Raw genomic sequence first — 15,729 nt, forward strand, 5'->3', positions numbered from 1 at the left:
GCCGGGCGGGATCTACTTGTCGTCCTCGGGATCCCCGAAGAGATCGGCCAGTCCCTCCAGCTCCTCGCGGGCGCGTGCCTCTTCGTCGATCGACTCCGCCGCCTTCGGTGCCGGCGCTTCAGGGCGTTCCTCGGGCTCCGACCCGAAGGCGTCCAGCATGGTATCCAGCGCGGCTTGATCGATGGGATCCTCGGGTTCTGGTTCTGGTTCTGGTTCTGGTTCTGGTTCTGGTTCTGGTTCTGGGGGCGATTGGTCGGCATCGGGCTGTGCTGCGATCGCCGTCTCTGGCGGCTGAGGTGCTGCGTCTTCGTCTTCGTCTGACTGGACGTCGAAGTCGGCGTCGTCCAGCTCGGCGCCGAGCGGTCGTTCCGTCACCGCCGCGCTGTCCACTGGCTCTTCTGGCCCTGGCTCCGGTGACGACGGGACCGCTTGCGGCTCGGCCACGGATTGGGTCTTCTTGAACGCCGCCATGTACTCGTCCATCAGCTGCTCCAAGGTGTCCTTGGTGCTTCCAAGCTCAGCCGCCAAGGCGGCCTTTTCATTCTCGAGGTCGCTGACATCGCTCGCGGGGATCATGCCGTTCGGCGTCATCTCGACCCAGGGCGTCAGGACCTTGGCCAGCTCCTCGGGGATTTCGCTCAGCCGGTTGCCATCGCGGCTCAGATAGAGGCTCAGCATGGCGTTGTAGAAGGCCTTCTCCCTCGCCACGTACTCGTCCACCTTGGCGTTCAGATCGTCTCCATCGAGCCGATAGGTGGTTTCGAAGAGGGTTGCCAGGGCGTCGCGTCGCGAGACCTCGTTCGTCTCCAGGTGTTTGATGACCGCCCCTGCGTGCGCCTGGTCTTGATGGTGGTGGTGGCGTTGGCGGCGCAGCATGAGGAAGAGGATGGCCCAGGAGATCAGGGCGAACTCCCCGGTCAGGATCAGGCCGCTGAGCTCCAGTGTCGTCATGAACGCGTCCCCTTGACCGTCTTGCCTTTCGCCGCTGTCTTCTCGGACGTCTCCCCGGGCACCGTGCCGCCCGCCGCTTTGGGATGCTGCAGGAGCCACCAGGTGAGACCGAGCACGCCGCCGAGCAGGAGGTTGCCGCCGAGCAGATAGCCGCCGAGCGCAAGCCAGCGAATGGGCGGCTTGGGTGCTCCGTCCTCGGTCTCTTGCGACGGCTCGTCGGGCCTCGGGAAGTCGAAGGTCATGCGATGCGGCTCGGGCTGAACCCTGATGCTCTCCCCGCCGAGTGTCCGGGCGATGAATTGACTCTTGATGAGGTAGTCCCCGGGGCGTTGGACCGGGACCTTGATCGCGAGCGGCAGCCGCACGGAGGCGGGGATCTCGACCACGGAGTCCTTGCCGTCCGGACCCTGGATGAGCAGGTAGCCGAGGACGCCCTCGGGGTCGATCAGGTCGGGCTCGCAGCTCAGGGTGAGCGCGATCCTTGCGCTCGGATCCTCCTCGCTCGGGAGCTGCTGGTCGTAGGCGATGGTGATGGGTGTGCCCGTCACCTTGAAGTGCTTGATGGTCTGACGCTTGAAGGTGCCGCCGTCGATCAGCAGCCGCAGCTCGTAGGCGCCTGGCGCGAGTCCCTCGGTGTCGAGTTCGGTCACGAAGCGCCCGCTCTTGGTGTCCAGCGGCATCTTGATGGCCGAGGGCGCGTCGGCTGGCGCGGCGCTCGGCGGTTGGTCGGTGTCCGCCGCCGCGCCGTCCTCGCGCTGCCCCGGCTCGCTGGCGGCTGCGCGTGAGACTTCGACCGAGGCCGTCAGGAGCCGCAGCAGATCCTTGCGAACCAGGGGCTGCTGGTGATCGGTCAGCCAGGTTTCGATCTTCGGCCGTTCGCTCGCGCTCAAGGCGCCTGGAAGCGCGCTGGTGGCGATATCGAGTGCCGTGACCACGACGACACGGTTGTCCGGGTCCTGAACGCCTTTGAGCTGCCATGTGCCGGCCTCGGGGCTGGAGAGCGTCACCAGGTCGTAACCCGCCTCCGACCGCCAGGCCGCACCCTTCGGCAACTGCTTGGCGGAGATGCGTTGGCCGCTGGGTGAGATCAGCAACGTCTCGGCGCCCTCGGCACGAAACGCGAGCAAGGTGAATTCGGAGACCTGATCGTCGATCTCGAAGCGGTTGGCCTTCAGGGGGACGGTGGTCGGCGCGGCCGTCTGCTCCAGCATGTGCAGGAAGACGCGCTGCAGGGCGTCCGCGCTCTGCGCCGTTTCCAGCCAACCGCCGGTCTCCTTGGACAGCAGGCCCATCAGCGCCATGTCGACCTTGTCCGAGAGGGCCACCGTGTGGACCTGCACGCCCAGTGCCTTAAGCTGTTCGAGCTGCTCTTTGACGATGCGCTCGCGCGAGGTGGCGTTCTCGCCCGCGTCCTTGGAGACGTCGACCAGACCGTCGGTCAGCAGGACCAGGTGGCGCTCGTCGTCCTTGCCGGCCGGGCCATCCCACCCGCTCACCGCGGTCTTGATCGCCTGCTCGATGTCGGTCAGCAGGCCGCGCGAATGGATGCGCTCGAGGCGTGCGCTGGTCTTGCGCTTCCAGGCGGCGTCGACCGTGCCGGGCGGTGCCAGGAGCTCGGTCTTCTCGGCGAACAGCCAGACCCCGGCCTGGGTGCCCGCGGGCAGCAGCTCGTTGACGAGCCGCAGGGCGGGCACCCGCAGGTTCTGGGGGTCGTTCTGACGCATGCTGCCGGAGACGTCGATCAGTACGCGCACCTCGGTGTTCGCCCAGAGGCTGTTGCTGATGAGGACGAGCGCCAGGAGCGCGAGCGTGCGCAGCCGCTTGAGTCGCGGGGCGTGCGGGTGTGAGTGCATCATGCTGTGTATGACGGCGGCGGGCCGCGATTCTTGAGCCACGGGCCTGCCGATCTCAGGGCAGCCAGAGTTCGAAGCAGCCGCCGCTGAGGTTGTGCCCGTTGCTCAAGCGGATGCGGCCCTTCTTGCCGGCGTTCTGGTGCAGTTCCGCGATGCTGCTCGCGAAGAAGAGCCCGAGCTGGGTGCGCCCGGCGCTCTGCGCGTTTTGCGGCCGCTCCGCCATGGTTTCCAGAAGTCCGCAGAGCGAGGCTGGAAAACCGCCCCCGTCATCCTCGACGCGGATGACCAGATAGCCGTCTTCCTGGACGGCGTTGACCTGGATCTGGGTCTTGGCGTAGCGGTGCGCGTTGCCGATGGTGCTGTCGAGGACGCTGCGCACGAGATCGGCGTCGAAGTAGCCGCCGAGGTCATGGTCGCAGGTATAGCTCAGCTGGACGTCCAGGGCCTCGCAGACGGCCGAGTTGTTGGCAACGATCTCCTCGAGGAAGTCATCGAGATTGTTCTCGGTGACGCGCACCACGAGCTGCTGATTGCCGAGCTTGTAGAGCGTCAGCAGTTGGATGAGATTGCTGTTGGCGCGCTGTGCCTCGTGCTTGAGCAAACTGGCCTGGCGCAGATCGGCGATCTTGTTGTCCGGGTTGTCGATCAGCTCGTCCAGATTGCCCAGAATCAACCCGAGCGAGTTCTTGATGTCGTGGATGGATGAAGCCAGGATGTCTGAGAAATCCATGCGATCTTGCCCTCGTCGTCAGGAAGCCGTGGCTGCGAGATGGCGCAGGCGCGCGATGACGTCGCCGAGACGCCAGTCGTTGGGATCCAATCCGCGAACCCGCTCGACCAAGTAGCGAACCGCGGAGATGTCTTCCCGCGTCGCGCCGAGTTTCTCCATTTTCATGATGATAGCCTTGGCAGCGTTGAGGTTGATCGTCTTGTTGGCCGGCATCTCGTCGGCCGCGCCGCTGAGCAGCTGAATGGCGTCGTCGAACTGACCTTGCCTGATCAACCGGACTCCGTCGTTGTTGGTCTTGACGACGGCTTTCTGGATCTCGCGGATCGCGGTCTCCGCATCGTAGTCGAGCTCCGCTTCACGGCAGACCTGCACCACCTCCATCAGGAGTTCGTCTTCGTCGTGGTTATTGGCGATCGCCTCATGGATGAGCGCGGTGGCCTTGTCCTGCTCGCCAAGCTGGGCATAGGTCTTGGCCATCTCCAGCATCAGGCTGGTGGGGCGGCCCGTGCCCGCCATCTGCCGCATGCTTTCCTCGGCCGCCCGCAATGCCTCGGTGGCGCCCTCCATGTCGCCCAGACCCTTCTTGACGAAGGCGGTCGCCGTGGCGGCATAGAGCTTGGCCTCCTGCTCCGCCGCGAAGGTCTTGACCATCTCGCCGATGACCTTCAGGGCCTCGACATGCTTGCCGTTGGCCGATTTCGCTTTCGCCAGACCGGCGAAGAGCGATGGATGATTCAACGCCGAGTGTTTGGCAAGCGCGACCGCTCTGCCGAAGGCGTGCTCCGCTTCCTCGCTGTTGCCGTTGCTCAGCGCGAGCGTCCCGAGCAGCTGCTGGCGCGACAGCCCGCGTGGGGAGAGCCTGGCGGCGTTCTTGAGGATCTCTTCGGCCTCAGCGAAGTGCTGGAGCGCCGTTTGGGTCTTGGCCAGCCAGTCGTAGGCCGCGACCATGTTCGTGTCGAGCGTCAGCAGATGCTCGAAGACCTCTTGGGCCTGCGCGTACTTCTTCTGCCAGAAGAGCACCTTGCCGAGTCCCAGCCGCGCCCAGGGCAGCTCGCGCGCGTTCAGAACCTCCTCGAAGAGCGCCTTGGCCTCGTCGTAGCGCTTCGCGGTGAGCAGGATCTCGGTCTTGGTGCGGATAAGCTCGGAGAGATTCTTGGGCTTGGCCTCGATGAGCCCGTCGAGCGCCTTGAGCGCGGCCCCGTAGCTCTTGGTGAGCAGCGCCTTGTTGACCTGGGACAAATTGGCCTTGAGGGCGAAGAGCTTGGTCAGGCGCGTCTTGAGCAGCTCCTTGGTGAACGGCTTGGCGAGATAGCTGTCCGGCGAGTATTCGATGGCGCTCATGACCATCTCGCGCGTGTTCTCGGCGGTGATCATGATGAAAAGGCTGTCGACGCCGAGCAGCTGACGATAGCGTGCCTCTTCGAGCACCTGTTGGCCATCCTTGCCGGGGCCTAGGTTGTAGTCGCAGAGGACGACATCGAAGCTCTTGTGCGCGAGCTGAGTCATGGCGTCCTGGCCATCGCGTGCCTGCTCCAGCTTGACCACGCCGAGTGAGCGCAGCAAATTCCTGATCGCCGAGCGCATGTCGGCGAAGTCGTCGATGATCAGGAAGGACTTATCGGAAAAATCGTTCGCCATTTGAGTGCGCTCCACACGCGAGACATCGGCCGAGAGGGTCGACCGAACGCTGGGCCGCGACCCTGCGCCCGCATCCAGACGACTGCTCCTCGGCTCTAGGTCCTCATGTTACGCGCCGGGTTGGCGGGGCGCGACGCCCCGAGGACCGGCTCAGGACTCCCGCGCGATGGCCCGATGCCCGATGTCGCGTCGGCAGTAGCAATCGTCCCAATGAATGCGATCGACGGCCTGATAGGCGAGTGTGTGCGCGGATGCGATGTCCTGTCCGAGAGCTGTGACACAAAGCACGCGTCCGCCACTGGTGACGACGGTCTCATCTTGCTCTTTGGTACCCGCGTGGAAGACCTTGGCCAGGGTTGGCGGCACGTCCTCGAGTCCGGAGATCGGCTTTCCGCTCTCGTACTGATCAGGATAGCCGCCCGCCGCCATGACGACGCCGAGCGCCGGACGCGGATCCCAGTCGGCGCTGACCTTGTCGAGCCGCCCCGCGAGCGCGGTCTGGCAGAGCGCGACCAGATCGGATTGGAGTCGCATCAGGAGCGGCTGTGTTTCGGGGTCGCCCATGCGGCAGTTGAACTCCAGCACCTTGGGCGCCCCGTCCGGGGCGATCATGACGCCGGCGTAGAGGAAGCCGAGGTAGGCAATGCCCTCGCTGGCGAGACCGCGCACCGTGGGCTCCATCACCTCGCGCATGATGCGCGCGTGGACCTCTGGCGTGACCACGGGGGCGGGTGAATAGGCACCCATGCCGCCGGTGTTGGGGCCCTGGTCGCCGTCGTCGCGCGCCTTGTGGTCCTGCGAGGAGGCCATGGGCAGGATGTGGCGGCCATCGATCATGGCGATGAAGCTGGCCTCCTCGCCGGTCAGATACTCCTCGATGACCACCCGGGCCCCGGCGTTGCCGAAACGCCCGGCGCCGAGCATGTCGCGGACGGCGTCTTCGGCCGTCGTCAGGTCGTCGGCCAGGATCACGCCCTTGCCGGCCGCCAGCCCATCGGCCTTGACCACGATGGGCGCGCCGACCTGCCTGAGATAATCGAGCGCGGGCGCGATCTCCGTGAAGACCCCATAGGCGGCGGTCGGGATGCCGTGGCGGGCCAGGAAGTCCTTGGTGAAGGCCTTGGAGCCTTCCAGTTGGGCCGCCGCCTGAGTTGGGCCGAAGCAGGGCAGTCCAGCGGCCTGGAAGGCATCGACGAGGCCGGCGACCAAGGGCGCCTCCGGGCCGACGATGGTCAGCCCGATCGACTCCTCGCGCGCGAAGTCCAGCAGTCCCTGGATGTCGTCCGCCGGGATGGGGACGTTCTCCAAGTCCGGCTCGCGGGCGGTACCGCCGTTGCCGGGCGCGACGAAGACCTTATCGGCCAGGGGGGATTGGGCGGCTTTCCAGGCGAGTGCATGCTCGCGCCCGCCACCGCCGATGATCAGAACTTTCATGCAATTCTCCGCAAGGTGCGTCCTGCACACCCCATGCATCGACAGGATTTGCAAGATTGATAGGACGGACGAGAGTTGTTGCCCATTGTAGCCGAACTGGAGTCTTGCCCTTTGGGAGCGGGCGTGCGCCCGGCCGGGCGGGGCTTCGCCAGCGCGCAGTCGGATGAAGGCGTGAACCCGGGCGAACTCTGGGACACCTCGACGATGTCGGATTCAAATGTCGAAAACGTGATCGAGCTCACTGTAGTCAACGCCGTGCGTACAGTATGGTCCTGGCTTCGTGCGCCCAGCGTGGATGCTGTTGGTGATGGCAGGGTGCTTGATTCGAGTCTAAGGAACCTGTGCGGGAGTTCAGCGGATGCTGCAAGCAACACCTTCGTCTGGTCGTTTCGTCTCCTCTTTGTTGTCGTCCGCACTTGTCGCGTGCTGTCGACGCTCCCTCGGCCTTCTGCCGAGCCTTCTTTTGCTCTGGGTGGCATCGCTCTCACCGGCATTCGCCGCTGACAGCCTCACGGGTACGCTTCTGACCGGCAAGGATAGCTCTCACGCGCTGACGGTGCCGGCTGGTCAGAAGGGGCTCCGCATCGTCCTGTCGGCGACCGCCAATGCGGACGTTTCCCTCTACCGAGATCTGCCGGATCCCAGCCCGGATACTCGAATTGGCACGAGCTCCAATGCCCAGCTCCATAGCTTCCATGTGTCCGAGGCCGACCTCTCGCCGGGCGATGCCTACTACATCCAGATTCATGCCGATGCCTATCTGGAGTACACCCTGAGCTGGGAGTGGGTCTATGCCTACGATCTGACGTGGGATCCCGGTACCTCCGAGAGCGGAACCATCGCATTCAACCAACCGGATACCTTTGGCGGCGACTATCTGCTGCGCATCACCAGCCGCACCAGTGCCAACGGCGTGTGGCGTCATGCGCTGACGGTCACCGGCGGTGAAGCGGATCTGTATCTGAAGCAAGGCTCCGCACCCACCGGGACGAATACGGGGAGCTATCGCTCCTCGCGTTCCGGATCCGATGGCTTCGTGCTCGACGATCGGCAGTTTCAAGACAACCAGACCTGGTACTACCGGGTGCATGCCGCGCCCGGTTCCCGATGGAAGTTGGTCAGCGGCGACATCCATGTCCATGACCTCGGCGTCCTGGCCAGCGATGCCAGCAGTGGCAGCGGCGATGTCACCATCGGGCCGGAAGGCACCGTCTATTTCAAGACATCCATCGAGGCCCCCACCGGCGATGATGCCACCCAGGCCTGGCGCCTCTGGTTGAAGGGGGCCGATTTGCCGATCTTGGTGGAAAAGAATAACGCACCGACCAGCACCGCCAAGGAAAAGACCGCCCAAGGCCAGATGCTGCTGGTTCCGACTTACCTCCAAAGCAATCTCTATTTCGTTGGCGTGCCGGGCGATCCAGGGACCACGTTGGCGCTGGATTCGCGCAAGCATGCGATCCTTCCGCTGGCTTTCAGTGGCGGTACCGTCTCCGGCCGCGACGATGGTGGTTACGGTTTCGTGACCTACCGGGTCGATGTGCCCATCGAGCAGATTGGCTGGGAGATTACCCTAACCCCCGGCAGCGGCAATCCCGAACTCTATGTACGTCACGGGGACATTCCCAACCAGTGGAATAACGACGGCCTTTCAGAGAACGTGACGGGGATCAAGGACAGCCTGACCCTGGTGCCGGATAGCAAGAGTCGGCCCTCATTGACCGACGGCGCCTGGTATATCACCGTTTTTGGTAACGGGAGCTTTACCTACGACCTCGGCAACAAGAACCCGGATGTCGACGTCAAACCCTTCATCAACAGCCCGACACCGATCATCAATGACGTTGCTCATCGGGATCATGTGGGTTGGCGCTATTACCGGGTTGACGATATCAACACGCAGCTCCAGTACCTCGGCTGGGAGCTCGAGTTGTCCGCCCAGCAAGCGGGGACCGAAATTGCTGTGAGACGCAATGCCCTGCCGTCCCGCTGGAATTATCGTACCGACGGCGGTACGACGCTTAGGGGCAGTGCGCACCTCGATGCCAGCAGTACCTCCGGTCTGCTGCAACGGCCCCGCCACCAGGCGGATGTCTGGTATATCGGTATCTATCAACCGGAGCGGGCGCTGGGTGCCTTCGAGTTGGAGACCCGATCGGTCCCAAGCCAGAACCTGGCGTTCAATGGTGGCAGCAAAACGGTCACGGCTCAGAGGGGCACGGACTGGCGTTTCTTTAAGGTTAACGTGCCCTCGGATCCCAAGGGCTGGGATCTACGCTTGACCGATGTGAGCGGCGGGCAGCCCGGGCTGGTGGTGTGCCGGGAGCTGTTGCCGGATGGCTTTACGACCACGAGCGGCATCAACAGCAACTCCGTCTGGGCAAGTGGTGCCTGTTGGGCGGCCGCGGCGGATTGGACGGGTCGTTCCTCGTCGCCAACCGGCGAGAATGAGCAATACCGGATCCTGGCGATGGGCATGGGCGCTCCCTTGCAGGCGGGCACCTACTATGTCGGCGTGGGTTCGAAATCGGGCACAGTGGCGCTGAGCTACCGACTGCTCAGTCGCGGCATCGGCGCGGGGAACGACAGCCAAGGCCAGCCTTGGGCGATCCAGATCCGGGATCTGGCCTTTGTCGGAGGTTCGCTCTCCGGTACGGATCTGGCTCCTCGCGAGGCGGCCTACTATCGGGTGAGCGTGCCCGCGGATCTGGACAGTTGGTCGCTGGAGATGGTGCCTAGCGCTATGGGTGAGGCACTGATGGCGGTGCGTAAGGATGTCCTGCCAAACATCACCGCCAGCGCAAGCGCCAGGACCGACAGCACCTCCTACACCGGTATCAAGCGCCAGAAAACGGGCCAGGAATTCTTCTACAAATACGCCGACAACCGTGAAACCACGATCACGCCCGGAGACTATTTCATCGCGGTGGTGAGCGAGGGTCAGCAGCCCGAGAGTAGCAGCAAGGTGGGCGTGAGTCCGGTCGCTTACACCCTGGCCAGTCAGGGTCGGATGCCCGTTTCGGACAAGACGGCGACGCCTGTCTCTGCTGCCTCGCCCGTGACCTGGCTGCTCCAGAGTGCCGCCTACGGTCAGCAGAAGGTCTATCGTTTTCGGGTCCCGACAGGGCTGTCAGCCCTGGAAGTCCGGTTGCGTAATCGCAGCGGCAATCCGCTGATGGCAGTGTATCGGTCAGATCTGAATACCGGGCTGATCCCTGACGCTAATAGCGGCAGCTACGCAGCCGAGGAGGGCGGTCAAACGCGTATTGGCGCCCATGCGGAATTGCTCACCTTTGTCCAGCCGGCGGCGGGCGACTACACCTTGGTCGTGGCGGCCGATAAGGCGTCGAACCTTGAGGCTAACGCCAGCTTTGACGTGGAGGTCACTGCAACGGCCGAATCGGTCTTCCGCTTCAATGGGGGATTGGCCACCGTCGCCGATCAGGAGGCGGCAAGCTGGCGGTACTATCAGGTGATGGTGCCCGCTGATGCCAAGGGATGGGACCTGCGTCTGAAGGATGTGACCTCGGGGCAGCCTGGTCTGGTGGTCTGTCGGGACGTCTTGCCGGGCAGCTTCGCCACCACCGGCGGTCTCTCCAGCAAAGACCAATGGGCGCGCGGGAGTTGCTGGGCCGCCGATGCGGATTGGACGGGTCGCTCCTTCTCGGCCACCGGCGCGAATGAGCAATACCGGATCCTGGCGATGGGCATGGGCTCACCCCTGGAGGCGGGCACCTATTACGTCGGGGTCAGTGCGCGGGCGGGCACCAACCCGCTGAGCTATACCCTGCACAGCCGTGGCATCGGCGTGGGCAATGACGGCGACCGCCAGCCCTGGGCGATTCAGATCCGCGATCTGGGCGCTTTCAGCGGCGGCAGCCTCTCGACAACCGGCCTAGCGCCGCGTGAGGCAGCCTACTACCGAGTGACCGTGCCGGCGGACCAAGACAGTTGGTCGCTGGCAATGGTCCCGACCCTGGGCGAGGCGCTGATGGCGGCGCGCCATGCCGTGCTTCCGAACATCACCGCAAGCAACAGCGCCACTGCGCAGACCGACAGCACCGCCTTCAATGGCGTCAAGCGGCAAAAGAGCGGCCGAGAGTTCTTCTACAAATATGCCTCGAACGGGGACCCCATCATCCTGCCCGGCGATTACTACATCGCGGTCGTGAGCGAAGGGCGGAACCCGGAAAGCAGTACCAAGGTCGGCACCGATACAGTGAGTTACACCCTGACCAGTGAGGGACGGATGCCGGTGGCGGACAAGACGGCGACGCCCTTGTCGACCAGTCAGCCCGTGATCTGGCTGGGTCAGACGTCCTTGTATGGTCAGCAGAAGGCCTATCGGTTCCGCGTGCCGGCGGGCCTGCCTGCATTGGAGATCCGTTTGAAGGATCGTGTGGGCAATCCGCTGATGGCGGTCTACCGCGCCGAGGCGGGCGCGGGTTTGTTCCCCGACGCCTACGTCAGTGGCTATGTCGCTGACGAGGGTGGTCAAACCAGAATTGCCTCCGGCGCTGAGTTGATCACACTTGCCCAACCGGCGGCGGGCGACTACACCCTGGTGGTCGCCGCCGACAAGGCGTCGAACGTCGAGGCCGATGCCGGCTATACGGTCGAAGTGATCGCGCAGACCGAGTCGGTCTTTCGCTTCAATGGAGGCACGGCGACGGTCGCTGAGCAGGAGCCGGCGACCTGGCGCTATTTCCAAGTGGAGGTGCCCGCGGATACCAAGGGCTGGGATCTGCGCCTCAAGGATGTCACCTCGGGGCAACCGGGCCTGGTGGTCTGCCGCGACGTCTCGCCAAGCAGCTTCGCCAGCAGCAACCTCTATAACGGGAGTGTTTGGCCGAGCGGTGCCTGCTGGGCGGCCGATTCTGACTGGACGGGCCGCAGCTCGTCGGCCTCGGGCGAGGACGAGCAATACCGCATCCTGGCGATGGGCATGGGCTCGCCGCTGGAGGCCGGCACATACTATATCGGTGTGAGCACCAAGGCGCGCGCGCCAGCCGCGCCGCTGAGCTATACCCTGCAGAGCCGGGGCATCGGGGCCGGCGACGACAGTGATGGCCTCCCGTGGGCGATTCAGATCCAGGATCTGCCCTTCACCGGCGGGACGCTTTCAGGTGCGGATCTGGCGCCGCGCGAAGCCGCCTACTATCGCGTGACGGTGCCGGAGCACCAGGATTCCTGGTCGCTGACCCTGGAGCCGACCTTGGGTGAATCCCTACTCGCAATTCGTGAAGCGGTGCTGCCAAACGTCAAGGCGAGCAGCAGTGCGAGCAGTAAGAGCGACAGCACGGCATACGCCGGTATCAAGCGCCAGAAGACCGGTCGCGAGTTCTTCTACAAATACGCCTATGACAGAGAAGCCACGATCAAGCCGGGCGACTATTACATCGCGGTGGTCAGCGAGGGGCTAGATCCCGAGACGAGCACCAAGGTCGGCTCGGAGACGGTCAGTTTCTCTCTGACCAGTCAGGGTCGAATGCCAGTGGCAAATAAGACGGCGACACCCCTGTCGGCCAGTGCGCCGGTGACCTGGCTCGGCCAGACGGCCTTGTACGGTCAACAGAAGGCCTATCGGTTCCGCGTGCCGGCGGGCCTGCCGGCACTGGAGATCCGTCTCAAGAACCGCGTCGGGAATCCCCAGGTGGCGCTCTATCGCGCCGACGTGGATGCGGGATTGCTGCCGACGGCCTATGTCAGCGGCTATGTGGCACATGAAGGCGGTCAATCGCGCACGGCCTATGATGCGGCGCTGATGACTCTTCCACAGCCGGCGGCGGGAGATTACACCCTGGTCGTGGCGGCCGATAAGGCCGGGATTGCCGAAGCCGATGCCAGCTTTGATCTCGCCATCAGCGTTCGCGAGCCTAGGGGCATCGACTTCGTGACCCCAATGCTTCCTGACCCCGGCGCTGGCGAGGATCCCTACGACTATGTCGAAGGAACCCTCGTCGACAATCAATCCGCTTTCTTTCGTGTGGAAGTCCCGGAAGGGACCATCGGCTGGAGACTCTGGCTCTACGCGGACATCGGTGATGCCACACTGCGCTTCCGGAAGGATGGGGTTCCCAATGGGGACAGCAATACCCTCGCCAGCAGCACCGTGGAAACCATGTTGACGGCGCCCTATCTGACGCCGGGAACCTGGTTCGTGGAGGTCATCGCAAAGGGTCTGACCGATTTCCGGTTACGCAGCGAGAGTCTCGAGCCGCTGCGCACCTGGAAGATGCCGCCGGCTGTGCTCACGGGCACTTGGGCGGCGGCGACCCATCCTGGGCTCACGGCCCCGCAGATCGGTGATTCCGGCATCGACGAGCGCGGTCAGGCGATCATCAATCCAGAGACGGGCGATCAGGGCACTGATCTTGCGGACGAGCACTTCCATTACTACCGCGTGCAAGTGCCGGAGGACAACGCGGGCCTCATGCACACGCGCCTGATCGCCCTGAGCGGTGATGTGGACCTCTACCTGCGTGCGGTCGCCCCGCCGACCTTGAATCACGATAACGGGAGTGGCGGCTGGAGCGGTTCCCTCTACGACCGCTCCCATACCGGCGACGTCAGCCTCTACGGCAGTTGGGTCCCGCTGGACGCGCGGTTGGGCGCGCAGTTGCCGCCAGGCGACTGGTGGCTCGCGGTCCGTGCCAATGGCACGAACGTCCGCTACCGCCTAACGGTCAGTGCCGGCGGGGTGGCGGACACCCAGGGGCATCTGCTGGATACCATCGGTCTCGTCCAGGATCTGGCCCAATCGGGTGGCCAGGTCTCGGGCCAGACCCTGGCGGGCAATGACATGCGCTTCTATCGGGTTGTCGTGCCGGCCTCGTCGATCAACCAAGCGAGCAGCACGCCGCTCGATTGGAAGCTGCGGCTGTCCAAACAGAGCGGCGACGTCAGGGTCTTCATCCGGGACCAGGTGCCGCCGGGGAACTCGGCAAAGGATGGACGCAACAGCCTCTGCGCCACTGAGAGCGACGCGACCGACTGGCGGGACGAGAACAGCACCCTGCCGGACAACCCCTATCTCTTCCTCAAGGATCCGGGCGAATACACGCTGAAGATGCCGCCGGTGAAACCTGGCAAGACCTATTATCTAGGTGTCTATGCCTGCAACGATGCCAACTTCAGCTTGGACTCGCGGGTGGGATCCGAGCGGTTAAACCTGGATGGCTTGCTCGATTTCGATGCCGGGACGGTCACCACCACGTTGGCGGCGGGGCAGAAGCAGCTCTACAGGGTCTCGGTGCCCGCCGATGCCATGCGCTGGCGTCACCTGGCCCAGCACAGCGCCGATGTGAAGCTGTATCTGATGCAGGACACCGTGCCGACCGAGAGCAGCTCTGCCCATTGGTATAGTCGTGCCGCCAACGCCAACTACAGCAAGTATCTTTACGAGAGCGCCACGCTGGACAACTACCCCTGGCAACCGGGGCATGATTACTACCTGCTCATGGCCAACACCGCCACCTCACCGCAAGCGGTCACCTTCACCATGGACGGCCGCACCGTGCTGACGGACGACGAAGACCTGGACGGTCTGCCAGACGCCTGGGAACGTGAGTATTTCGGCAGTACCTCGGCGCGACCCGAACAAGACTCGGATGGCGATGGCCTCACCAACCTGGAGGAGTATCAGATGGGCACGGATCCACGGGATCCGGACGATCCGCCCGTGACCGATGGCGTTTGCGGTGAAAGTCATAGAGCACGCTTTACCAGCGCACCAACGGAGGCGCTCTGTACCGCGGGCATCGCGAGCGCGGTGACTGGCAGCGGGCCCTGGAGTTGGAGCTGCGAAGGGACCAACGGTGGTGGCGATGCCAGTTGCTCGGCTGAGCCATTCAACGGCGCGGGCGATCAATGCTTCGCCGCATCCCTCTATCTTGGACCCGCCAGTTACGGCAGTGGCCAGACCCTGCGTCTGCGCTCGTCGGCGACGATCACGACCCGTGGCGCTGTCGTTGTCGCGCGCGGTGCATCGGCGTTGCTGGAGGCTGGCAGAGGCATCACGCTGAATCGGGGCTTTCAAGCCAAGGCGGGCAGCCGGGTGCAGATCCGCAAGGCAGCCGTCAACTGCGCCGCCAGCCCTGCGATGGAACTCGATACGGTATCTTCGCTAGCGACGTCGGTGGTTGCCGACACGGCTGCGCCCGCGCCGGTGACGCTTGCCTGGGATATGCTGCCAGAAGCCCTGCAAACGGTCCTGCAGGCGGCGGATGTCCAGCCCGATGATCTCCAGAGTGATGCCAATGGCGAGTCGATCGTCTTCAGCACCGCGCAGCCGCTCGATCCCTGGGACAGCAACGCGCGTGCTGACATCTATCTCTATGAGGTCGACAGGGATCACCTGGTGCTGGTCAGCGCCTGTCCGACCGGTGAGGCTGGCAATGGTGCGAGCACGCACCCGCGCATTGACGGGAGTGGCGACTACATCGTCTACCAGTCAACGGCCGATAACCTGACCGATACGGATCCCAATACGGTCAGTGATATCTACCTCTACAACATTCGCACCCAATGGACGGACCGACTGAGCTGGGCCTCCAACGACACCGAGGGCGTGACGCCGGCGACGCATGCGGCCATCGGCGGTGAGGGTCCGCTCGTCCTCTATCAGCGCCAGGACCGCCTCGGCTACAGTCAAATCTACGCCACCAGTGACGGCGGCTACACGGATCAGCAGGTTCATCTCTGGAGCCGCGAGCGAGACGAGCAAGGGCGGTGGCTGGACAATTACTCGCCCTCGATCAGTGCGGACGGTCGCTACGTCGTCTACCTGGAACAGCCGATGGCATCCGAGCCTTGCCGCGTGGTTACGCAGGACCGAGACACTGGGGAGACGCTCTATCAGGCCTGTCCCGGCGGGTTGGAGTTCAGCCAACTCATTGGCGCAGACTACGATGACGTGAACGACGCGGTTATCTGGTCGCTTCGCTCGGATGCGGATGAGCAGACAGGGCGCCTGAGCACCTCTAATCCGCTGCGCCCCTAGTACCGCCGCGTCGAAGTCTCGATAGCCGCCCTGGCGGCGCAGCGTGAGCTGCGTCGTCCAGAGCAAACCCGCTGCTTCGCGAGGTGACAACGGTCGATCTCAACGTCCGGCAAGGTCCGGCG

At 64.2% G+C, this 15,729-nt stretch carries 7 protein-coding genes; 2 read left to right on the forward strand and 5 right to left on the reverse strand.

Annotated features, from left to right (window positions below):
- Positions 1-12: 12 nt before the first annotated feature.
- The 5 genes from CKO23_RS13885 to purD all read right to left on the reverse strand — a co-directional run bounded on the left by CKO23_RS13885 (position 13) and on the right by purD (position 6,606).
- A complete protein-coding gene (locus CKO23_RS13885; protein ID WP_200332147.1) occupies positions 13-951 on the reverse strand; it encodes a hypothetical protein in 939 nt (312 codons plus the stop codon).
- A complete protein-coding gene (locus tag CKO23_RS13890; RefSeq protein WP_242482436.1) occupies positions 948-2,807 on the reverse strand; it encodes a VWA domain-containing protein in 1,860 nt (619 codons plus the stop codon). Before CKO23_RS13890 ends, CKO23_RS13885 begins: the two co-directional genes overlap by 4 nt.
- Before the next feature lie 52 nt (positions 2,808-2,859).
- The gene (locus CKO23_RS13895; protein WP_200332149.1) at positions 2,860-3,534 is read right to left on the reverse strand and encodes a sensor histidine kinase; all 675 of its coding nucleotides are present in this window, start codon (positions 3,532-3,534) and stop codon (positions 2,860-2,862) included.
- A gap of 18 nt (positions 3,535-3,552) precedes the next feature.
- Positions 3,553-5,172, reverse strand: a complete 1,620-nt coding sequence (locus tag CKO23_RS13900; RefSeq protein WP_200332151.1) for a tetratricopeptide repeat protein — start codon at positions 5,170-5,172, stop codon at positions 3,553-3,555.
- Between the two features lie 150 nt (positions 5,173-5,322).
- Positions 5,323-6,606: a phosphoribosylamine--glycine ligase gene (gene purD / locus CKO23_RS13905; RefSeq protein WP_200332152.1), complete on the reverse strand. Its 1,284-nt coding sequence runs from the start codon at positions 6,604-6,606 to the stop codon at positions 5,323-5,325.
- 75 nt (positions 6,607-6,681) lie between these two features.
- On the opposite strand from purD, the gene CKO23_RS13910 reads away from it, so the two are divergent.
- Both CKO23_RS13910 and CKO23_RS13915 read left to right on the forward strand, forming a co-directional pair.
- Entirely contained in the window at positions 6,682-7,110 is a 429-nt protein-coding gene (locus tag CKO23_RS13910; RefSeq protein ID WP_200332154.1) for a hypothetical protein, read from the forward strand.
- Positions 7,070-15,607 (forward strand): hypothetical protein, encoded by an 8,538-nt coding sequence (locus CKO23_RS13915; protein WP_200332156.1) that lies wholly within the window; start codon positions 7,070-7,072, stop codon positions 15,605-15,607. The genes CKO23_RS13910 and CKO23_RS13915 overlap by 41 nt, the downstream gene beginning before the upstream one ends.
- The last annotated feature ends 122 nt before the right edge of the window (positions 15,608-15,729 follow it).

Source organism: Thiocystis violacea, from assembly GCF_016583565.1.
Taxonomy (GTDB): domain Bacteria; phylum Pseudomonadota; class Gammaproteobacteria; order Chromatiales; family Chromatiaceae; genus Thiorhodococcus; species Thiorhodococcus violaceus_A.